This is a genomic window from Erwinia sp. INIA01 (genome assembly GCF_025947915.1).
In the GTDB taxonomy this organism is placed as follows: domain Bacteria; phylum Pseudomonadota; class Gammaproteobacteria; order Enterobacterales; family Enterobacteriaceae; genus Erwinia; species Erwinia coffeiphila.
In genome coordinates, this window is the sequence record NZ_JAPDNC010000019.1 from 1 (window position 1) to 20,182 (window position 20,182).

Sequence of the window (20,182 nt, forward strand, 5' to 3'; positions counted from 1 at the left end):
GAGCGGTAGTTCAGTTGGTTAGAATACCTGCCTGTCACGCAGGGGGTCGCGGGTTCGAGCCCCGTCCGTTCCGCCACCCTTTTAGGGGCGTAGTTCAATTGGTAGAGCACCGGTCTCCAAAACCGGGTGTTGGGAGTTCGAGTCTCTCCGCCCCTGCCAGATAAAGAAAAAACCTTTGCTTAGGCAAAGGTTTTTTTTTGCCTAAAATTCAAGAAACAAAGCTCATAATGATAAAAGATATGTAACCGCACTTAAAGCTATGCTGTAAGTGCGAGTTATAAAGAGCCGTTCTACGGCTCTTTTGTCGCTTTTATCAACATTAGTTGGTTAGATATTGACCGGTAATTTAATGAGTTGACGGATGTGTGTTTGCTGATCGCTATTTTGTAACCAGACTGCGTAAAGGGGTCTGAGGACAACTGCGGTATCCTGAATTGAGAGAAGATCGCTGTACTCCGCCTCCCAGAAGTCCGGTAAAAATGCACAGGCTCCTGTTGTATGCAACAGCTGGCGCGTTAAATGTGCTGAGGTTGTCGTCAGTACAGGTATGTCATCGGCACCGGCAAGATAGTTTTCATGTTGATGAAAATCGGCCCCCCATTCCAGCTTAATATAATCATATTTCTCCTTTTTCTCCGATTTTCGCGACCTGAACAGCGCCAATGAAATATGGCCAATTTGATGGCTTGTCAGCTCGTCCATTTTGGGTGCTTCAGTGGTAATCAACAGGTCGAGTTGACGTTCATGAAGCTGCTTAACCATCAGATGACGCTGAGCGATTCGTGCTTCAAGATGCAGACTCTCGCGCTGTTGATACAGCGTTTGTAGCCAGGGGGTTAGATAGGCTTCCCAGAGCGAAGCACTGGCCCCTATCGACAGCTCATGGTGCTGTTGAGTATGTGAAACCTCTTTCTTAGCCATTTGCCACGTATTCATCAGGCTTTCAGCATATGGCAGTAAACGCTCACCCGCTGAGGTTAACCTGATATTGTTACGGTGCCGGGTAAAAAGGTTCACACCCAGCTGATTTTCAAGCTGTCGAATGCGAAAACTAACGGCGGACTGCGTTAGATAGAGCGCTTCCGCAGCTCGTCCGAAGTGGCGAGTTCTGCTCACTTCAAGAAAGGTTTTTAGTAATTCCGTATCCACAGCGATCTCCTAAAAAACATTTGTCGTTATGATTTAAATGTTTTGTTTTACACTCTGTCAAGCCTATCTAATACTCCGCGCCATAAATAGCTCGGCCTTAAAAGAGTTAGGAGCGTGTAAAATGGCGGAAAGCTTCGCAACAACCAGTCGTTTTTTTGATAACAAACACTATCCCCGCGGGTTCTCCCGGCACGGTGATTTCACCATCAAAGAAGCCCAACTTCTTGAGCGCCATGGTTATGCTTTTAACGAGCTGGATCTGGCAAAGCGTGAGCCGACGACGGAAGAAGAGCGTCTGTTTATCGAAGTGTGCCGCGGTGTACGTGAGCCGCAAACTGAAGCAGAAAGAGTCTGGTCTAAGTACATGACCCGAATTAAACGTCCTAAGCGTTTTCATACCCTTTCTGGCGGTAAACCGCAGATGGAAGGTGTTGAAGACTATTCGGATAGCGACGATTAAGATTAAGGGGCTTCGGCCCCTTTTTAATGCCTGCTATCCCAGACTTTTCTGTAGATTAATCAGTAATCGATCCATTCCCCGATAGCTCACCGCTTCAGTCAGATGTTCCCGATCAATCTCGTTATCATTTGCCAAATCGGCAATCGTCCGTGCCACTTTTAAAATTCGCTGCCAGGCCCTCACCGAGAGCCCAAGTTGATTCAACACCTGTTCCAGCCACTCGGCATCCTCCGTTTTTAACATGCAGAAGTCTTTGATCTCATGATGACTCATCAACGCGTTCACTTTTCCCACGCGTGCGAGCTGACGCTCACGCGCAGCGACAACACGTTTTCTGACGGTATCGCTGGATTCACTGCCACGCCTTTGCGCGCTCAGTGTTCCCGTCGGTAGCAGCGGTACTTCCAGTGAAAGATCAAAACGGTCAAGGAAGGGACCGGATAATCGGCTTAAATAGCGCAGCGTTTGCTGCGGAGAGCAGCGATTATGGGGACCGTTGTAATGACCAGTAGGACTGGGATTCATCGCGGCGATCAGCTGGAATCTGGCCGGATAGGTCACCTTAGCTCGGGCGCGAGATATCCCGATCTCGCCGGACTCCAGCGGTTCACGCAGAGCGTCCAACGCACGGCGTTCAAACTCAGGTAGCTCATCAAGAAAAAGCACCCCGTTATGCGCCAGCGATATCTCGCCCGGCTTTGGTATTGCTCCTCCGCCAACCAGAGCAAACAGTGAGGCGCTATGGTGGGGAGAGCGAAATGGCCGCTGACGCCAGTGAGTATGCACAGTGTCATTCCTGACAAGGCTGGCTATGCAGGCACTTTCCAGCGCTTCCCGATCGTTTAGCGGCGGCATAAGGCCGTTCAGGCGTGTTGCCAGCATCGTCTTACCGGTACCGGGGGGCCCGATTAGCAACAGGTTATGCCCGCCGGCAGCAGCGATCTCTAGTGCGCGCTTGGCCTGCTGTTGGCCGATCACCTCCTGCAGGTCACCCTCCGCTGTTGGCAGGTCATCATGCTTTACACATGCGCGCTCCAGCTGGGCTTCGCCATGCAGAAAGGCGCAGACTTCCAGCAAATCACGAGCAAGCAAATTATCACCGTGTTCTATCAGGCCAACCTCCGCGAGATTATCCGCTGAGAGGATAAGCTGCCTCCCTGCATCATGAGCTGCCATCGCCGCCGGGATAACCGCCTGTACGCCCCTCAGAGCGCCTGTAAGCGCCAGTTCGCCCAGGAACTCATATTGAGTGAGTTTCTCCGCAGGAATCTGTTCTGAGGCTGCGAGAATAGCAACTGCGATAGGAAGATCGAATCTTCCCCCTTCTTTGGGCAAATCCGCCGGGGCGAGGTTAACGGTGATGCGTTTGGCCGGGAAAGAAAATCCGCAGTTAATAATGGCGCTGCGTACCCGGTCACGAGCCTCTTTGACGGCTGTTTCAGGCAGCCCCACCATGGAAAGTGCGGGAAGCCCATTACTGAGGTGGACTTCGACGCAAACCTGGGGGGCCTGAATGCCAATTGCAGCACGAGTGTAAGCAACAGATAACGACATGGAGCCTCCTTTTGGCGTTACTGTGCATACAAATTTCTATCCTGACGATGAGTAAAAGGGATCGCTGTGAGATGGGCTGACAGTTATTTTTTGATGATGGAGCGCGTTTCACCACGCTGCGAGCTGCGACGAAATTCCACTATGTGGAATTAAAGCGATCACGGCAGGTGAGTATTGAAAATAAATCAACATCTTCTTATTCACTGAATAACAATACTTTTTACTTTTTTTGCGTACGCTGTCATAAAATAAAATGATGAAAAAAGTTGAACGCAAACGCGTAACTGTGATAACTCTATAGACATTAATTCGAACAAGTGAATTTACAGAATCCAAATGAAAGCCCTTCTACGAGTCATTAGCCTAGTCGTCATTAGCGTCGTCGTGATTATTATCACGCCGTGCGGGGCTACGCTCGGAGAAAGAAAGGCTTAAAAATCAAGCCTGAATTCGAAAGAACCCCCGCACCGAAAGGTCCGGGGGTTTTTTTTTAGCAAGACAAAACGTGTGAGGAACAGAAGATGAACAGTAGCATAAAATGCTGTTGTTCCCAGCCAGAGGCGGGGGAATAACTATGAATGGTGCACAGTGGGTGGTTCAAGCTTTGCGTGCACAGGGAGTCGAGACAGTATTCGGCTATCCTGGTGGAGCAATTATGCCGGTCTATGACGCGCTCTATGACGGCGGTGTCGAACACCTACTGTGCCGCCACGAGCAGGGTGCAGCCATGGCCGCTATCGGCTTTGCCCGTGCTACCGGAAAAGTCGGCGTCTGTATCGCCACTTCTGGCCCCGGCGCGACCAATCTGATCACGGGTCTGGCTGATGCGATGCTGGATTCTGTTCCTATTGTTGCCATTACCGGCCAGGTCTCTTCTGCGGTCATGGGCACCGATGCCTTCCAGGAGATCGACGTTCTGGGCCTCTCGCTGGCTTGTACCAAGCATAGCTTCCTGGTGGAATCGCTCGATGAACTGCCGGGCGTGATGGCTGAAGCCTTTGCCATTGCTAAATCGGGTCGTCCCGGCCCTGTTCTGGTTGATATTCCTAAAGATATCCAATTGGCCAGCGGCGACCTGATAGCCCATCTGCTGCCTGTGGAAGAGGAGCAGGACCACCCGCACGTTGAACTGCAGCAGGCCCGCCAGCTGCTGGCACAGTCGCAGAAGCCGATTCTGTATGTTGGCGGTGGCGTGGGAATGGCCGATGCGGTCCATGCGCTGCGTGCTTTCGCCAAAGAAACCGGCATTCCAACCGTGGCTACCCTGAAAGGCCTGGGCACGCCGGATGCGGAAGATGAGTGTTATCTGGGCATGCTGGGCATGCACGGCACCAAGGCTGCCAACCTCGCCGTTCAACAGTGCGATCTGCTGATTGCCGTCGGTGCTCGCTTTGACGACCGGGTGACCGGCAAGCTGGACACCTTCGCGCCGCATGCCAGCGTTATCCATATGGATATCGACCCGGCGGAACTGAACAAACTGCGCCGCGCGCATGTTGCCCTGCAGGGCGATCTGAACAAGCTGCTGCCGGATCTTTATCATCCGGTAGCGATCGCAGCCTGGCGTGAAGAGATCAAAGCGCTGAAAGCCAATCACGGCTGGCGTTACGATCATCCGGGCGAAGCGATTTTTGCTCCGCTGTTCCTGAAGCAGCTGTCGGACCGCAAATCGGATAGCAGCGTTGTGACTACGGATGTGGGACAGCACCAGATGTGGGCGGCACAGCATATGAGCTTTACCCGTCCGGAGAATTTCATCACCTCAAGCGGGCTGGGCACGATGGGCTTTGGTCTGCCGGCTGCCGTAGGTGCTCAGGTGGCTCGCCCCGACGATACCGTGATCTGCGTTTCCGGTGATGGCTCCTTTATGATGAATGTACAGGAGCTGGGCACCATCAAGCGCAAACAGCTGCCGGTGAAGATCGTGCTGCTGGATAACCAGCGTTTAGGCATGGTACGCCAGTGGCAGCAGTTGTTCTTCGAAGAGCGTTACAGCGAAACCAATCTCTCAGATAACCCGGACTTTCTCACACTGGCCAGCGCTTTCAATATTCCCGGCCAGCGTATTACCCGTAAAGATCAGGTCGACGCCGCATTAGACGCTTTGCTGCACAGTGAAGGGCCATACATGCTCCACGTCGCGATTGACGAGCATGAGAACGTCTGGCCTCTGGTGCCACCCGGTGCCAGCAACGAAAATATGATGGAGAAAACCTCATGATGCAGCATCAATTATCTATCGAAGCACGTTTTCGTCCGGAAGTTCTGGAACGTATTTTACGTGTTATCCGCCACCGTGGTTTTCAAGTGTGCACGATGAATATGGCTTCGCAGGCGAATACCGACAATATTAATATTGAATTGACCGTTGCCAGCCAGCGCTCTGTCGATTTACTGTCAACGCAGTTAAGTAAACTGATGGACGTTGCATGCGTTCAGGTTCAACAACAGACAACACAACAAATCCGCGCTTAAGCGGGCAAGGAAATTAGAATGACGAAGAAAGCTGACTTTATCTGGTTCAATGGCGAGATGGTTAAATGGGAAGACGCGAAGGTCAGCGTTATGTCCCACGCACTGCACTACGGCACATCCGTATTTGAAGGCGTCCGTTGCTATGACTCGCACAAAGGACCAGTGGTCTTCCGCCATCGTGAACACATGCAGCGTCTGCGTGATTCTGCAAAAATCTATCGTTTCCCTGTCAGCCAAAGCGTTGATGAACTGATGGAAGCGTGCCGCGAAACGCTGCGCAAGAACAACCTGAAAAGCGCATATATTCGTCCGCTGGTATTTGTTGGCGACGTGGGCCTGGGCGTGAACCCGCCAGACGGCTACAGCACGGATGTGATCATCGCCGCGTTCCCGTGGGGTGCTTACCTGGGTGCTGAAGCGCTGGAGCAGGGGATCGATGCGATGGTTTCTTCATGGAACCGCGTAGCGCCAAACACCCTGCCAACCGCCGCTAAAGCCGGTGGTAACTACCTGTCTTCCCTGCTGGTTGGCAGCGAAGCGCGTCGCCACGGCTATCAGGAAGGTATCGCACTGGACACTCAGGGCTACATCTCTGAAGGTGCCGGTGAGAACCTGTTTGAAGTGAAAGACGGCATTCTGTTTACTCCGCCGTTCACCTCTTCCGCACTGCCGGGTATTACTCGTGATGCCATTATTAAACTGGCGCAGGATCTGGGTATTGAAGTGCGTGAGCAGGTACTGTCTCGTGAATCACTGTATCTGGCAGATGAAGTCTTCATGTCCGGTACTGCCGCTGAGATTACTCCGGTACGCAGCGTTGATGGTATTCAGGTCGGTGCGGGCAAACGTGGCCCGGTTACCGAGCGTATTCAGTCTGCATTCTTTGGTCTGTTCACTGGCGAAACTGAAGACAAATGGGGTTGGCTGGATCCGGTTAACTCATAAGAACTATACATTTTCTCGGGCGTCATTTGACGCCCGCGTATCATCGATTTTTGGAGTAATAGAGCATGCCTAAGTACCGTTCCGCCACCACCACCCACGGGCGCAATATGGCGGGTGCACGTGCCCTGTGGCGCGCCACAGGAATGACCGATGATGACTTCGGTAAGCCGATCATTGCGGTTGTAAACTCCTTCACGCAGTTTGTGCCGGGTCACGTTCACCTGCGCGATCTGGGTAAACTGGTTGCTGAGCAGATCGAAGCGTCAGGCGGCGTGGCGAAAGAGTTTAATACCATCGCCGTTGATGATGGTATCGCCATGGGTCACGGCGGCATGCTTTATTCTCTGCCGTCACGTGAGCTGATCGCTGACTCGGTCGAATACATGGTCAACGCACACTGTGCCGACGCCATGGTTTGTATCTCCAACTGTGACAAGATCACCCCGGGAATGCTGATGGCGTCGCTGCGTCTGAATATTCCGGTGATCTTCGTTTCCGGCGGCCCGATGGAAGCCGGTAAAACCAAGCTGTCAGATAAAATCATCAAGCTGGACCTCGTCGATGCAATGATTCAGGGCGCAAACCCTAACGTCAGCGATGCCGACAGTGAGCAAATTGAGCGTTCCGCCTGTCCGACCTGTGGTTCCTGTTCCGGTATGTTCACCGCCAACTCGATGAACTGCCTGACCGAAGCGCTGGGGCTGTCCCAGCCGGGCAACGGTTCGCTGCTGGCGACACACGCTGACCGTAAAGAGCTGTTCCTGACTGCCGGCCAGCGCATTGTTAGCCTGACTAAACGCTATTATGAGCAGGGTGACGTCAACATGCTGCCGCGTAATATTGCGACGAAAGCCGCGTTCGAGAACGCGATGACGCTGGATATCGCCATGGGCGGTTCAACGAATACCGTTCTGCACCTGCTGGCGGCCGCGCAGGAAGGCGAAATCGAATTCAACATGTCCGATATCGATCGCCTGTCACGTAAAGTTCCGCATCTGTGTAAAGTGGCGCCAAGTACACCGAAATATCACATGGAAGACGTTCACCGCGCGGGTGGCGTAATCGGCATTCTGGGGGAGCTGGACCGCGCAGGGCTGATCGACACCAGCGTGCGCAATATTTTGCAGCAGACCATGCGTGAAACCCTAGATCAGTACGACATCATGCTGACCAAAGACGAAGCGGTGAAAAAGATGTTCCGCGCCGGTCCGGCCGGTATTCGTACCACTCAGGCTTTCTCACAGGATTGCCGCTGGGACACGCTGGATGATGACCGTCAGGAAGGGTGTATTCGTACCCGCGAACACGCGTTCTCTCAGGATGGCGGCCTGGCTGTGCTGTACGGCAACATCTCAGAAGATGGCTGTATCGTTAAAACCGCCAGCGTTGACGCAGAGCTGCTGACCTTCAAAGGCCCGGCAAAAGTCTACGAGAGCCAGGATGATGCGGTAGACGCGATCCTTGGCGGCAAAGTGGTGGCGGGCGACTGCGTTGTTATCCGCTACGAAGGGCCAAAAGGCGGTCCTGGCATGCAGGAAATGCTCTATCCGACCACCTATCTGAAATCGATGGGGCTGGGCAAAGCCTGTGCGCTGATTACCGATGGCCGTTTCTCAGGAGGCTCTTCCGGTCTCTCTGTGGGGCACATCTCACCAGAAGCGGCGAGCGGCGGAACCATCGCGCTGATTGAAGATGGCGACATGATCGAGCTGGATATTCCGAATCGTCGCATCCATCTGGATCTGCCAGACAACGAAATCCATGCACGCCGTGAAAAAGAGCTGGCACGCGGTGATGCGGCTTACACGCCACATGGCCGTGAGCGTCAGGTTTCCTTTGCCCTGCGCGCCTATGCCACTCTGGCAACCAGCGCCGACAAAGGTGCGGTCCGCGATAAGAGCAAGCTGGGAGGCTAAAGATATGGCTGAGTCTCAACCGCTACCCGCACAGCCCTGTGGTGCGGAGTATCTGCGTGCGGTACTTCGCGCGCCGGTCTATGAAGTCGCCCAGGTAACGCCGCTGCAGAAAATGGAGAAAATCTCCTCGCGCCTCGGCAATACCATTCTGGTTAAGCGTGAAGATCGCCAGCCGGTGCACAGCTTTAAGCTGCGCGGTGCCTACGCGATGATTGCCGGGCTAAGCGAAGAGCAGAAGGCGCGTGGTGTTGTCACCGCTTCAGCGGGGAATCATGCCCAGGGTGTGGCGCTGTCTGCCACCAAGCTGGGTATTAAATCCCTGATCGTGATGCCAGTTGCCACGGCGGATATCAAAGTTGATGCGGTGCGGGCATTTGGCGGTGAGGCTTACCTGTTCGGTGCCAACTTCGATGAGGCGAAAGCCAAGGCGATCGAACTGGCGGAACAGCAGGGTTATACCTTTGTTCCACCGTTCGATCATCCGATGGTGATCGCCGGTCAGGGTACGCTGGCGATGGAACTGCTGCAGCAGGATGCGCATCTCGATCGCGTATTTGTGCCGGTAGGCGGCGGTGGTTTGGCCGCGGGCGTCGCGGTGCTGATTAAGCAGCTGATGCCGCAGATTAAAGTGATCGCGGTTGAATCTAACGACTCGGCCTGCCTTAAGGCGGCGCTGGATGCCGGTCAGCCGGTCGATCTGCCTCGCGTTGGGCTATTTGCCGAAGGCGTGGCGGTGAAACGGATTGGTAGCGAAACCTTCCGTCTGTGTCAGGAATACATCGACGACATCGTGACCGTAGACAGCGATGCTATCTGCGCGGCGATGAAGGATCTGTTTGACGATGTGCGCGCGGTGGCGGAACCGTCCGGTGCGCTGGCGCTGGCCGGTATGAAAAAGTACATCCAGCAGCACCAGATTAAAGGTGAACGCCTGGCGCATGTGCTTTCCGGTGCTAACGTCAATTTCCACGGTTTGCGTTACGTTTCAGAGCGCTGCGAGCTGGGTGAACAGCGTGAGGCGCTGCTGGCGGTAACCATCCCGGAACAGCAGGGCAGCTTCCTGCGTTTCTGCCAGCTGCTGGGCGGACGTTCCGTCACGGAATTCAACTATCGCTATGCCAACGCCGATGATGCCTGCATTTTTGTCGGTGTGAGGCTGACCCGCGGGCTTGAAGAGCGTGAGGAGATCCTGGCGCTGCTCACCGAGGGTGGCTACAAGGTGGTCGATCTTTCCGATGATGAGATGGCGAAACTGCACGTGCGCTACATGGTCGGCGGTCGTCCATCTAAGCCGCTGCGTGAAAGGCTGTTCAGTTTCGAATTCCCGGAAGCCCCGGGGGCGCTCCTGCGTTTCCTGCAAACGCTGGGAACGCACTGGAATATCTCTCTGTTCCACTACCGCAGCCACGGTACCGATTACGGTCGCGTGCTGGCCGCGTTTGAGCTGAGTGACAACGAACCGCAGTTCGAAGAGCACCTGGCGGCGCTGGGATATGATTTCCACGATGAAACCCATAACCCGGCGTTCCGCTTCTTCCTCGCCGGTTAAAGCAGATTCCAGAACGCATCAATAAGCGGCTCATTGAGCCGCTTTTTTTGTACGCAAACGCCCAGTTCGAACGGCGCAACCATCTCTACGTCTTCCAGTTCCAGAATTCGGTTACGAATCGGTTCCGGGCTGTTCTCCAGCACCACATCCGGCAGCAGCGCAATACCGCAGCCCAGCGCCACCATAGAAACAATCGCCTCATGACCGGATACCGTGGCGTAAATCATCGGATTCGCAATATGACGATGGCGAAACCACAGATCGATGCGGCGGCGCGATGGCCCCTGCGCGGGCAGGATAAACGGGATCTGTGACCAGTCCGGCTCTGCCTGAGTTGCCTGGTTACGTACCGGGCAGGGCAGTGCGGGCGCAATCAGCACCAGCGGGATCAGCCCCAGCGGCATAAAGCCAATGCTGGCAGGCAGCGTCTCCGGGCGTCCGGCAATAGCAATATCGACTTCATTTGACTGCACTTTCTCTACCGCATCGGCGGCATCCCCGGTGGTCAGCTTGATTTCAACCAGCGGATGCTCCGCGCGAAAGCGGTCGAGGATCGGCGGCAGATGACTGTAGGCGGCGGTAACAGAACAGAACAGACGCAGCTCACCGCTTAGTGATGGGCCGTTCTGCCCGATGGCGTGACGCATCTGCTGATACTGCAACAGCGTCTGCTGAGCAAACTGCCGCAGGCGTTCACCGGCATCGGTCAGGGTGACGGTGCGGTTATCACGCAGGAATAGCGCCTGGCCCAGGTCTTCCTCCAGCCGCTGGATCTGGCGGGATAGCGTGGAGGGGCTGACGTGCATGGCGCGCGCACTGCGCCCGAAATGGCGGCTCTCCGCCAGATGAAGGAATAATTTCAGGTCGCGCAAATCCATGGAATTGAGCCTCGTTTTTACGTTGCAGAACATGCAATGTCACGTTGTTAATATATCAATTTCAGCAATAGATTTCCTGTCATATGATAGGGTCTATTCAGGGCGGAGAAATCGACAGCCCGGACAACAAATAATACGCGAACACAACTTCAGGAGTGCCCATGTCTAACTATTTCAACACTTTGAACCTGCGCAACCAGTTAGCGCAATTAGGTAAATGCCGCTTCATGGCGCGCGAAGAATTTGCTGATGAAGCAAGCTACCTGAAAGGTAAAAAAGTCGTCATCGTTGGCTGTGGTGCTCAGGGTCTGAACCAGGGCCTGAACATGCGCGATTCTGGCCTGAATATCTCTTACGCTCTGCGTGCAGAAGCGATCGCTGAGAAACGTGCTTCATGGCGTAAAGCGACCGAGAACGGTTTCCAGGTAGGCACTTACGAAGATCTGATCCCACAGGCTGACCTGGTGGTTAACCTGACTCCGGACAAGCAGCACTCTTCTGTTGTTCAGGCAGTACAGCCGCTGATGAAAGACGGCGCTGCGCTGGGCTACTCTCACGGTTTCAACATCGTTGAAGTGGGTGAGCAGATCCGTAAAGACATCACCGTAGTGATGGTGGCGCCTAAGTGCCCGGGTACTGAAGTTCGTGAAGAATACAAACGTGGTTTCGGTGTGCCAACGCTGATCGCGGTTCACCCGGAAAACGATCCGAAAGGCGAAGGCATGGCGATTGCTAAAGCCTGGGCAGCGGCTACCGGCGGTCACCGTGCGGGCGTGCTGGAATCCTCTTTCGTTGCGGAAGTGAAATCTGACCTGATGGGCGAGCAGACTATCCTGTGCGGTATGCTGCAGGCTGGTTCTCTGCTGTGCTTCGACAAGCTGGTGGCGGAAGGTACTGATGCTGCCTACGCAGAAAAACTGATTCAGTTCGGCTGGGAAACCATCACCGAAGCGCTGAAGCAGGGCGGTATCACGCTGATGATGGATCGCCTGTCTAACCCGGCTAAACTGCGTGCCTATGCGCTGTCCGAGCAGCTGAAAACCATCATGGCTCCGCTGTTCCAGAAGCACATGGATGACATCATCTCCGGCGAATTCTCTTCCGGTATGATGGCTGACTGGGCTAACGACGACAAAAACCTGCTGGGCTGGCGTGAAGAGACCGGTAAAACCGCATTCGAAACTGCTGCACAGTTCGAAGGTAAAATTGCCGAACAGACCTACTTCGACGAAGGCGTAGTAATGGTTGCCATGGTTAAAGCAGGCGTTGAGCTGGCGTTTGAAACCATGCTGGATGCGGGCATCATCGAAGAATCTGCTTACTACGAATCACTGCACGAGCTGCCGCTGATTGCGAACACCATTGCACGTAAGCGTCTGTATGAAATGAACGTGGTTATCTCTGATACCGCAGAATACGGTAACTACCTGTTCTCTTACGCGGCAGTACCGCTGCTGAAAGAGTTCATGACTACGCTGCAGGCGGGCGATCTGGGTAAAGCGGCAAGCACTTCGACTACCGTTGATAACGCGCAGCTGCGTGACGTTAACGAAGCGATTCGTCAGCACCCAATCGAGTCTGTTGGCCGCACTCTGCGTGGCTATATGACCGATATGAAACGTATCGCAGTAGCAGGCTAATATTCTCAGCGGAGTGACCCTCCGCCAGAGTGAAAAATGGCACCCTCGGGTGCCATTTTTTTATTTGCGGTACAATACCTTAATGATGTGGTAGCCGAACTGCGTATGCAGCGGGCCCTGCGGCTCGATCAGCGGGCAAGAGAACACCACTTTATCGAACGCCGGTACCATCGCACCCTGTTTGAACTCACCCAGATGTCCGCCTTTTTTCCCTGAAGGGCAGGTAGAGTGTTTCTTCGCCAGCTTTTCGAAATCACCACCCTGTTTCAGCTGTTCCAGCAGATCCAGTGCCAGTTTCTCTTCTTTAACCAGAATGTGCAGTGCTGCTGCCATTTTCGCCATGTTGCTCTCCAGAATATTTAGTCAGTCAGGCCCGCAGGCCGGATGGCGCTTACTATACCTGCTCACTCTTCCCGGCGCGACAGGCGCATTTGTTGCTATCTCCACCAGGTGGCTGAATGATGATTTCATGATCTTGTTCAGGACATGTTTTCAGGCGATGGCATGCACAGAATTGATTTATCTACCCTTCACTTTTCTTCCCGGTTTTGAACGGCTCCACTGCTCTACAGGCAGGCTTTCTTTGGTTATACTTCCTGCCTGTTTTATTAGTGGAATAATCAAGCTATGCGTCTTAATCCTGGTCAGCAACACGCCGTTGAATTTGTTACCGGACCCTGTCTGGTGCTGGCTGGAGCCGGATCGGGTAAAACGCGCGTGATTACCAATAAAATTGCGCATCTGATCCGCGAATGCGGCTATCAGGCCCGGCACATTGCTGCTGTGACCTTCACCAATAAAGCCTCGCGTGAGATGAAAGAGCGCGTGGCGCAGACGCTGGGCCGCAAAGAAGCGCGCGGACTGATGATCTCAACCTTCCACACCCTCGGGCTGGAGATCATCAAACGTGAATATGCCGCGCTGGGGATGAAATCTAACTTTTCGCTGTTTGACGATCAGGACCAGCTGGCGCTGTTGAAAGATCTGACCGAGGAGTGGTTGGAGAACGATAAAAATCTGCTCCAGCTACTGACCTCGACGATCTCAAACTGGAAAAACGATCTGCTGGACCCACCACGTGCCGCCGCAGGCGCTCAGTCCGAGCGCGACAAGCTCTTTGCCCACTGCTACGCGCTGTATGATAAACACCTGAAATCCTGCAACGTGTTGGATTTCGACGATCTGATCCTGCTGCCCACGCTGCTGTTCCAGCGCAACCAGGAAGTCCGCGAGCGCTGGCAGCAACGCATTCGCTACCTGCTGGTGGATGAATATCAGGATACCAACACCAGCCAGTACGAGCTGGTTAAACTGCTGGTAGGCAGCCGTGCGCGCTTTACCGTAGTCGGGGACGATGACCAGTCTATCTACTCATGGCGCGGGGCGAGGCCGCAGAACCTGGTGCTGCTGAAAGAGGATTTCCCGGCGTTGCAGGTGATCAAGCTGGAGCAGAACTACCGTTCTTCGGAACGTATTCTGAAAGCGGCGAACATCCTGATCGCTAATAATCCGCACGTGTTTGAAAAACGCCTTTTCTCCGAGCTGGGTTACGGAGCGGAGCTGAAGGTGGTGATGGCTAACCATGAAGAGCACGAAGCCGAGCGGGTGGCGGGCGAGCTGATAGCACACCACTTTATTAATAAGACGCAGTATAAAGACTACGCCATTCTCTATCGCGGCAACCACCAGTCGCGGGTCTTTGAAAAAATGCTGATGCAGAACCGCATTCCCTACCGGATCTCCGGCGGTACTTCATTCTTCTCGCGTCCGGAAATCAAAGATCTGCTGGCCTATCTGCGGGTGCTGACCAATGCCGATGACGACAGCGCCTTTATGCGCATCGTTAATACGCCGCGGCGCGAAATTGGATCTGCCACACTGCAAAAGCTGGGTGAATGGGCGATGCAGCGTAATAAGAGCCTGTTTACCGCCAGCTTTGATATGGGGCTGGGCCAGACGCTGACCGGCCGCGGTCTGGAGTCACTCCAGCGTTTCACCCACTGGCTGCAGGAGATCGCCAGGCTGGCGGAGCGGGAACCAGTTGCCGCCGTACGCGATCTGATCCACGGTATTGATTATGAGAGCTGGCTGTTTGAAACCTCCGCCAGCCCGAAAGCCGCTGAAATGCGCATGAAGAACGTCAATACGCTGTTCCAGTGGATGACGGAAATGCTCGAAGGCAGCGATATCGATGAACCGATGACGCTGACCCAGGTGGTTACGCGCTTCACCCTGCGCGATATGATGGAGCGCGGTGAGAGCGATGAAGAGGCCGACCAGGTGCAGCTGATGACGCTGCATGCCTCAAAGGGTCTTGAGTTCCCTTATGTGTATCTGGTGGGCATGGAAGAGGGACTGTTACCCCATCAGAGCAGTATTGATGAAAACAACGTTGAGGAAGAACGTCGCCTGGCCTATGTCGGCATCACCCGTGCGCAAAAAGAGCTGACCTTCAGTCTGTGTCGCGAACGCCGTCAGTACGGTGAGCTGATTCGCCCGGAACCCAGCCGCTTCTTACTGGAACTGCCGCAGGATGATCTGCAGTGGGAGCGAGAGCGCAAGGTGGTGAGTGCGGAAGAGCGGATGCAAACCGGCCAAAGTCGGGTAGCCGGTCTGCGCGCGATGCTGGATAAAGCGAAGAAATAATACGACCGTCAGACGACGGTCAGGTGCCAGTGTACATAGCTCTGCCAGTGGACTTCCTGTTCCAGCAGTTCGGCGCGTAGCGGATGCGCCTGCAGCCAGCCTGCGGGTAGCGTGAGGCTCAGCGTATCATCATCGGCCTGTAAACGAACGGCTGGCAGCGTGTTATCGCGACGGCGGCTGGAGAAGATAATTGCCAGGCGTAGCAGACGGCACAGGCGCTCCGCCACGCGCGGCGGTACGGCATTCTGCTGACTTAACAGTGCCAGATCGATACCGTTGACCTGGTTTTGCAGCAGAGTGGCCAGCAGTTTTTTCTGCGCAGGCGTAAAGCCCGGCAGGTCCAGATGACGTACCAGATAAGCGGAATGCTGCGGAGCCTGGCGGAAATCGACGCTCAGGCCGATTTCATGGATCAGGCAGGCGCTTTCCAACAGGTCGCGGCTCAGATCGTCCAGCTTCCAGCTGTTGCTCACCTGACGGGTGAAGCTTTCCGCCAGCTGGCGCACGCGATCGGCCTGCTCAACATCGATAGCGAAGCGGCGCTGAATATTGTGCAGCGTGCGTTTACGGATATCACGATCGACCGGAAGATGCAGCATGCCGTACACCAGGCCCTCGCGCAGTGCGCCACCTGCCAGGGTCATGCTGCTGATATTCAGTTCGGTGAAAATGGCAATCAGTATCGACAGCCCGCTCGGGAACACCAGAGCGCGCTCCAGCGTCAGGCCTTCAATTTCCAGCTCTTCCAACTTTCCGCACTGAATAGCGCGCTGTTTAAGCTGCTGCAGTTTGTTCAGGGTAATGCGTTCATCCATTCCCTGCGCCATCATAATTTCCTGTAGCGCCTGCACGGTGCCGGAAGCACCGACACAAACCTGCCAGCCCTGCTCACGCAAAACGCTTGCCACCGGGCGGATCATTTCACGCGCGGCCTCTTCGGCCTGGGCGAAATTCTCTTTTCCCAGATGGCGGTCGGTAAAATAACGCTCCAGCCAGGTGACGCAACCCATCGACAGACTGAACAGTGAGGTCGTTTGCGAACCTTTACCGGTGACCAGTTCCGTACTGCCGCCGCCAATATCCACCACCAGGCGTTTATCGGACCCGCCGGTAGTATGAGCGACGCCCTGATAGATCAGCCGCGCTTCTTCTTCACCGCTGATCACATTAATCGGGCAATTGAGAATTTGCTGGGCCTTAACCAGGAAACTGTCGGCGTTGACGGCGATACGCAGTGTGGCAGTGGCCACGACGCGGATCTGCTCCGGGGGAATATCCTGCAGCTGTTCTGAAAACAGCCGCAGACACTGCCAGCCACGCTCCATCGCTTCTTCAGAAAGCTGGCTGCTGCCATCAAGACCTGCAGCAAGACGCACTTTACGCTTGATGCGGGCGATGGTCTGGATACTGCCAGCCACCTCGCGCACCACCAACATATGAAAACTGTTCGATCCCAGATCGATTGCAGCATAGAGTGATGACGCGCTGAGCATAGAGACGTTAACCTGAGCGTTTGCGGTTAGGGTTTCGCGGTGCGCTACCACGGCGATTGTTATTTCCCCCACGACGCAGGTTGTTGCCTGTGCGGTTGCGGGTTAAGCGTTTTGGCGGCGGCAGTTCACTCATCAGCGCATCGCTGTTGTAGCGGCTGACCGGAATGCTGTGACCAATATATTCTTCAATCGCTGGCAAATTCAGCGCGTACTCTTCACAGGCCAGGCTGATTGAGTGCCCATTTGCGCCAGCGCGGCCGGTACGTCCGATGCGGTGAACGTAATCTTCGCGATCGTCAGGCAGATCGTAGTTAAACACGTGCGTTACCGCAGGAATGTGTAAACCACGGGCGGCTACGTCAGTCGCAACCAGGATATCCACGTCACCTTTGGTGAAATCGTCCAGAATACGCAGGCGTTTTTTCTGAGCCACATCACCGGTCAGCAGGCCTACGCGATGACCATCGGCAGCCAGATGGCCCCAAATATCTTCGCAGCGGTGCTTGGTATTGGCGAAAATAATCGCCCGGTCAGGCCACTCTTCTTCCAGCAGCGTTTGCAGCAAACGCATTTTTTCTTCGTTGGAAGGGTAGAACAGCTCTTCTTTAATGCGGTGCCCGGTTTTCTGCTCTGGCTCGACCTCAACGTACTCGGCGTTGTTCATGTTTTCGAAGGCCAGCTCGCGCACACGGAACGACAGCGTGGCGGAGAACAACATATTCAGGCGCTGGTTCGCGGCAGGCATGCGGCGGAACAGCCAGCGGATATCTTTGATAAAGCCGAGATCGAACATACGATCGGCTTCGTCGAGGACGACGACCTGTATAGCACCTAAATTAACGTGATTTTGTTTCGCATAATCGATTAAACGGCCCGTGGTGCCAATCAGAATATCAACACCGCTTTCCAGCACTTTCAGCTGCTTATCATAACCATCGCCACCGTAGGCAAGGCCGAGTTTTAGCCCGGTAACCTGCGCCAGTGGTTCCGCATCCGCGTGGATCTGAACGGCCAGTTCACGCGTCGGAGCCAGGATCAGCGCGCGCGGTTGGTTAATCTGGCGGCCTTCCGGTGCAGGGTGAGAAAGAAGATGATGAAACGTTGACGTTAAAAACGCCATCGTTTTGCCCGTACCGGTTTGCGCCTGACCTGCTACATCACGCCCGGAGAGCGTAAAAGGTAATGCCAGCGCCTGAATAGGCGTGCAATTATGAAACCCTTTATTATCAAGAGCTTCAATGACCTGAGGATGCAGGGCGAAGTCGGAAAACTTCTTTTCGGTTAAGTGTGTTTTGCTCATAGTGTGGTAGAATATCAGCTAAGTATTGCTTTACGAAAGCATATCCGTTGAAATAAAAGCAGTGAAATTGTTAATCTGATGCTGCTTAATGCTACATCATCAAGATCAAGATAATCCCCCTGGAGTAAACATGAGCGCTAAAATTGTTCACCTGTCCGATGATAGCTTCGAAACTGATGTCCTGAAAGCTGATGGTTTAACGCTGGTAGACTTCTGGGCAGAATGGTGTGGCCCTTGCAAGATGATTGCCCCAATCCTGAATGAAGTTGCCGAAGAGTATGAAGGCAAGCTGACGATTGCCAAGCTCAACATTGATGAGCATCCGGCTACAGCGCCTAAGTACGGCATTCGCGGTATCCCAACACTGCTGCTGTTTAAAGGTGGCGAAGTCATCGCGACTAAAGTTGGTGCACTGTCTAAAGGTCAGCTTAAAGAGTTCCTGAACGCGAACCTGGGCTAATCATGCTTTGCCGGCGCCTGGCGGTTTGTAATTTTTCTCAGACCGCTAGACGCCCCGCATTAAGCGTGCTAAGTTAAATCCGCTGCACGACGAACTTACCTGTAGTTTGAATCTTTAGAATTATCCCTTGTTGAATACTGTATTCGTCTAAATCTTACAGACATTCGACAATCTGACGGTTAGCATCAACTGAATTCCGGCGTCTTTCTACACCGTCTCCTCGTTTCGGATCTGCGTTTTCCTGTACGTGATCATCGAGCGGACTTTAGAACAGAGTGCCATTTAACAGGCATGGACCTTTTGCCATACTATTCACGACAAACAGTTCAAGATTTACCCCGAGTTTAAGAACCCACCATTATGAATCTTACCGAATTAAAAAATACGCCGGTTTCTGACCTGATCACTCTCGGCGAAAACATGGGGCTGGAAAACCTGGCGCGTATGCGCAAACAGGATATTATTTTCGCCATCCTCAAGCAGCATGCTAAAAGTGGCGAAGATATCTTCGGCGATGGCGTACTCGAGATACTCCAGGATGGATTTGGTTTCCTCCGTTCCGGAGACAGTTCCTACCTCGCAGGCCCCGATGACATCTACGTTTCCCCCAGCCAAATCCGCCGCTTCAACCTCCGCACTGGTGACACAATCTCTGGGAAGATCCGTCCACCAAAAGAAGGTGAGCGTTACTTTGCGCTGCTGAAAGTTAACGAAGTTAACTACGACAAACCGGAAAATGCGCGTAGCAAAATCCTGTTTGAAAACTTAACTCCGCTGCATGCGAATTCTCGCCTGCGTATGGAGCGTGGTAACGGGTCTACCGAAGACCTTACCGCACGCGTGCTGGATCTGGCATCGCCGATTGGCCGTGGCCAACGTGGCCTGATCGTAGCACCGCCGAAAGCCGGTAAAACCATGCTGCTGCAGAATATCGCGCAGAGCATCGCTTACAACCATCCTGACTGTGTGCTGATGGTGCTGCTGATTGACGAGCGTCCGGAAGAAGTGACCGAGATGCAGCGTCTGGTTAAAGGTGAAGTGATCGCTTCTACCTTTGACGAGCCGGCATCACGCCACGTGCAGGTTGCTGAAATGGTGATCGAGAAGGCTAAGCGCCTGGTTGAGCATAAAAAGGATGTCATCATCCTGCTGGACTCCATCACCCGTCTGGCGCGTGCCTACAACACCGTTGTTCCTGCCTCTGGTAAGGTATTGACCGGTGGTGTGGATGCGAACGCCCTGCATCGTCCAAAGCGTTTCTTCGGTGCTGCGCGTAACGTTGAAGAGGGCGGAAGCCTGACTATCATCGCTACGGCGCTGGTCGATACCGGTTCTAAAATGGATGAAGTTATCTACGAAGAATTCAAAGGTACCGGCAACATGGAGCTGCATCTCGCGCGTAAAATCGCTGAGAAGCGCGTATTCCCTGCTATCGACTATAATCGTTCAGGTACGCGTAAAGAAGAGCTGCTTACCACATCCGAAGAGCTGCAGAAAATGTGGATCCTGCGCAAAATCATTCATCCAATGGGTGAAATCGACGCGATGGAATTCCTCATTAACAAACTGGCGATGACCAAAACCAACGACGAATTTTTCGACATGATGAAACGTTCGTAATGGTTTGATGATGCTCTGAAAGCGGTGCGCTGCTGAAGCGCTGCCGTTTTCGTTGTCCTCGCCAAAAAACAAACTCGGGTAACGCCACGCTTAGTCG

General features: G+C 54.0%; 17 protein-coding genes and 1 tRNA gene. 12 read left to right on the forward strand and 6 right to left on the reverse strand.

What is annotated here, in order from left to right; translation table 11 throughout:
- Positions 1–83 precede the first annotated feature (83 nt).
- A tRNA-Trp gene (locus OMR58_RS23730) sits at positions 84–159 on the forward strand.
- Between the two features lie 168 nt (positions 160–327).
- On the opposite strand, the gene hdfR is transcribed toward OMR58_RS23730, so the two are convergent.
- Complete coding sequence (gene hdfR, locus OMR58_RS23735) at positions 328–1,149, reverse strand: HTH-type transcriptional regulator HdfR (protein WP_200562686.1); 822 nt, start codon at positions 1,147–1,149, stop codon at positions 328–330.
- Positions 1,150–1,270: 121 nt separating this feature from the next.
- Here hdfR and OMR58_RS23740 point away from each other — a divergent pair, with 121 nt between their 5' ends.
- Complete coding sequence (locus OMR58_RS23740; RefSeq protein ID WP_105595114.1) at positions 1,271–1,609, forward strand: DUF413 domain-containing protein; 339 nt, start codon at positions 1,271–1,273, stop codon at positions 1,607–1,609.
- Between the two features lie 33 nt (positions 1,610–1,642).
- On the opposite strand, the gene OMR58_RS23745 is transcribed toward OMR58_RS23740, so the two are convergent.
- Positions 1,643–3,163, reverse strand: a complete 1,521-nt coding sequence (locus tag OMR58_RS23745) for a YifB family Mg chelatase-like AAA ATPase (protein ID WP_200562688.1) — start codon at positions 3,161–3,163, stop codon at positions 1,643–1,645.
- Between the two features lie 336 nt (positions 3,164–3,499).
- Here OMR58_RS23745 and ilvL point away from each other — a divergent pair, with 336 nt between their 5' ends.
- The 6 genes from ilvL to ilvA all read left to right on the forward strand — a co-directional run bounded on the left by ilvL (position 3,500) and on the right by ilvA (position 10,048).
- Complete coding sequence (ilvL, locus tag OMR58_RS23750) at positions 3,500–3,598, forward strand: ilv operon leader peptide (protein WP_105595116.1); 99 nt, start codon at positions 3,500–3,502, stop codon at positions 3,596–3,598.
- A gap of 139 nt (positions 3,599–3,737) precedes the next feature.
- Entirely contained in the window at positions 3,738–5,384 is a 1,647-nt protein-coding gene (gene ilvG / locus OMR58_RS23755) for an acetolactate synthase 2 catalytic subunit (RefSeq protein ID WP_264547149.1), read from the forward strand.
- Positions 5,381–5,638, forward strand: coding sequence for an acetolactate synthase 2 small subunit (gene ilvM, locus OMR58_RS23760; protein ID WP_200547523.1), 258 nt, complete (start codon positions 5,381–5,383; stop codon positions 5,636–5,638). The genes ilvG and ilvM overlap by 4 nt, the downstream gene beginning before the upstream one ends.
- Before the next feature lie 18 nt (positions 5,639–5,656).
- Entirely contained in the window at positions 5,657–6,583 is a 927-nt protein-coding gene (locus OMR58_RS23765; protein WP_105595119.1) for a branched-chain amino acid transaminase, read from the forward strand.
- A gap of 65 nt (positions 6,584–6,648) precedes the next feature.
- The gene (gene ilvD, locus OMR58_RS23770) at positions 6,649–8,499 is read left to right on the forward strand and encodes a dihydroxy-acid dehydratase (protein WP_105595120.1); all 1,851 of its coding nucleotides are present in this window, start codon (positions 6,649–6,651) and stop codon (positions 8,497–8,499) included.
- Positions 8,500–8,503: 4 nt separating this feature from the next.
- On the forward strand, positions 8,504–10,048 hold the full coding sequence (gene ilvA, locus OMR58_RS23775; RefSeq protein WP_264547150.1) for a threonine ammonia-lyase, biosynthetic: 1,545 nt from the start codon (positions 8,504–8,506) through the stop codon (positions 10,046–10,048).
- On the opposite strand, the gene ilvY is transcribed toward ilvA, so the two are convergent.
- Positions 10,045–10,926 carry an HTH-type transcriptional activator IlvY gene (gene ilvY, locus OMR58_RS23780; RefSeq protein ID WP_264547151.1) on the reverse strand — a complete coding sequence of 294 codons (882 nt, stop codon included), beginning with the start codon at positions 10,924–10,926 and terminating at the stop codon, positions 10,045–10,047. The two genes, ilvA and ilvY, sit on opposite strands and share 4 nt — an antisense overlap.
- Before the next feature lie 161 nt (positions 10,927–11,087).
- Here ilvY and ilvC point away from each other — a divergent pair, with 161 nt between their 5' ends.
- Positions 11,088–12,566: a ketol-acid reductoisomerase gene (ilvC, locus tag OMR58_RS23785; protein WP_200547526.1), complete on the forward strand. Its 1,479-nt coding sequence runs from the start codon at positions 11,088–11,090 to the stop codon at positions 12,564–12,566.
- Between the two features lie 60 nt (positions 12,567–12,626).
- Here the strand turns inward: ilvC and ppiC are convergent, their stop codons facing one another.
- Positions 12,627–12,908 (reverse strand): peptidylprolyl isomerase PpiC, encoded by a 282-nt coding sequence (gene ppiC, locus OMR58_RS23790; RefSeq protein ID WP_105595124.1) that lies wholly within the window; start codon positions 12,906–12,908, stop codon positions 12,627–12,629.
- 285 nt (positions 12,909–13,193) lie between these two features.
- Here ppiC and rep point away from each other — a divergent pair, with 285 nt between their 5' ends.
- Positions 13,194–15,212, forward strand: coding sequence for a DNA helicase Rep (rep, locus tag OMR58_RS23795; RefSeq protein WP_105595127.1), 2,019 nt, complete (start codon positions 13,194–13,196; stop codon positions 15,210–15,212).
- A gap of 8 nt (positions 15,213–15,220) precedes the next feature.
- Here rep and gppA read toward each other — a convergent pair whose 3' ends face one another.
- Both gppA and rhlB read right to left on the reverse strand, forming a co-directional pair.
- Entirely contained in the window at positions 15,221–16,705 is a 1,485-nt protein-coding gene (gene gppA, locus OMR58_RS23800; RefSeq protein ID WP_200562699.1) for a guanosine-5'-triphosphate,3'-diphosphate diphosphatase, read from the reverse strand.
- A 7-nt stretch (positions 16,706–16,712) separates the two neighbouring features.
- Positions 16,713–18,005 carry an ATP-dependent RNA helicase RhlB gene (gene rhlB, locus OMR58_RS23805; RefSeq protein ID WP_200562701.1) on the reverse strand — a complete coding sequence of 431 codons (1,293 nt, stop codon included), beginning with the start codon at positions 18,003–18,005 and terminating at the stop codon, positions 16,713–16,715.
- A gap of 130 nt (positions 18,006–18,135) precedes the next feature.
- On the opposite strand from rhlB, the gene trxA reads away from it, so the two are divergent.
- Both trxA and rho read left to right on the forward strand, forming a co-directional pair.
- Complete coding sequence (gene trxA, locus OMR58_RS23810) at positions 18,136–18,465, forward strand: thioredoxin TrxA (RefSeq protein WP_105595130.1); 330 nt, start codon at positions 18,136–18,138, stop codon at positions 18,463–18,465.
- A gap of 360 nt (positions 18,466–18,825) precedes the next feature.
- A complete protein-coding gene (gene rho / locus OMR58_RS23815; protein WP_105595131.1) occupies positions 18,826–20,085 on the forward strand; it encodes a transcription termination factor Rho in 1,260 nt (419 codons plus the stop codon).
- Positions 20,086–20,182 lie beyond the last annotated feature (97 nt).

Coding starts and splice junctions, on each gene's coding strand:
- ilvC (WP_200547526.1), top strand. CDS start 11,088: ATGTCTAACTATTTCAACACTTTGAACCTGCGCAACCAGTTAGCGCAA.
- rhlB (WP_200562701.1), bottom strand. CDS start 18,005: ATGAGCAAAACACACTTAACCGAAAAGAAGTTTTCCGACTTCGCCCTG.
- ilvA (WP_264547150.1), top strand. CDS start 8,504: ATGGCTGAGTCTCAACCGCTACCCGCACAGCCCTGTGGTGCGGAGTAT.
- gppA (WP_200562699.1), bottom strand. CDS start 16,705: ATGCTCAGCGCGTCATCACTCTATGCTGCAATCGATCTGGGATCGAAC.
- ilvG (WP_264547149.1), top strand. CDS start 3,738: ATGAATGGTGCACAGTGGGTGGTTCAAGCTTTGCGTGCACAGGGAGTC.
- ppiC (WP_105595124.1), bottom strand. CDS start 12,908: ATGGCGAAAATGGCAGCAGCACTGCACATTCTGGTTAAAGAAGAGAAA.
- OMR58_RS23765 (WP_105595119.1), top strand. CDS start 5,657: ATGACGAAGAAAGCTGACTTTATCTGGTTCAATGGCGAGATGGTTAAA.
- ilvD (WP_105595120.1), top strand. CDS start 6,649: ATGCCTAAGTACCGTTCCGCCACCACCACCCACGGGCGCAATATGGCG.
- ilvY (WP_264547151.1), bottom strand. CDS start 10,926: ATGGATTTGCGCGACCTGAAATTATTCCTTCATCTGGCGGAGAGCCGC.
- trxA (WP_105595130.1), top strand. CDS start 18,136: ATGAGCGCTAAAATTGTTCACCTGTCCGATGATAGCTTCGAAACTGAT.
- rep (WP_105595127.1), top strand. CDS start 13,194: ATGCGTCTTAATCCTGGTCAGCAACACGCCGTTGAATTTGTTACCGGA.
- OMR58_RS23740 (WP_105595114.1), top strand. CDS start 1,271: ATGGCGGAAAGCTTCGCAACAACCAGTCGTTTTTTTGATAACAAACAC.
- ilvM (WP_200547523.1), top strand. CDS start 5,381: ATGATGCAGCATCAATTATCTATCGAAGCACGTTTTCGTCCGGAAGTT.
- rho (WP_105595131.1), top strand. CDS start 18,826: ATGAATCTTACCGAATTAAAAAATACGCCGGTTTCTGACCTGATCACT.
- OMR58_RS23745 (WP_200562688.1), bottom strand. CDS start 3,163: ATGTCGTTATCTGTTGCTTACACTCGTGCTGCAATTGGCATTCAGGCC.
- ilvL (WP_105595116.1), top strand. CDS start 3,500: ATGAAAGCCCTTCTACGAGTCATTAGCCTAGTCGTCATTAGCGTCGTC.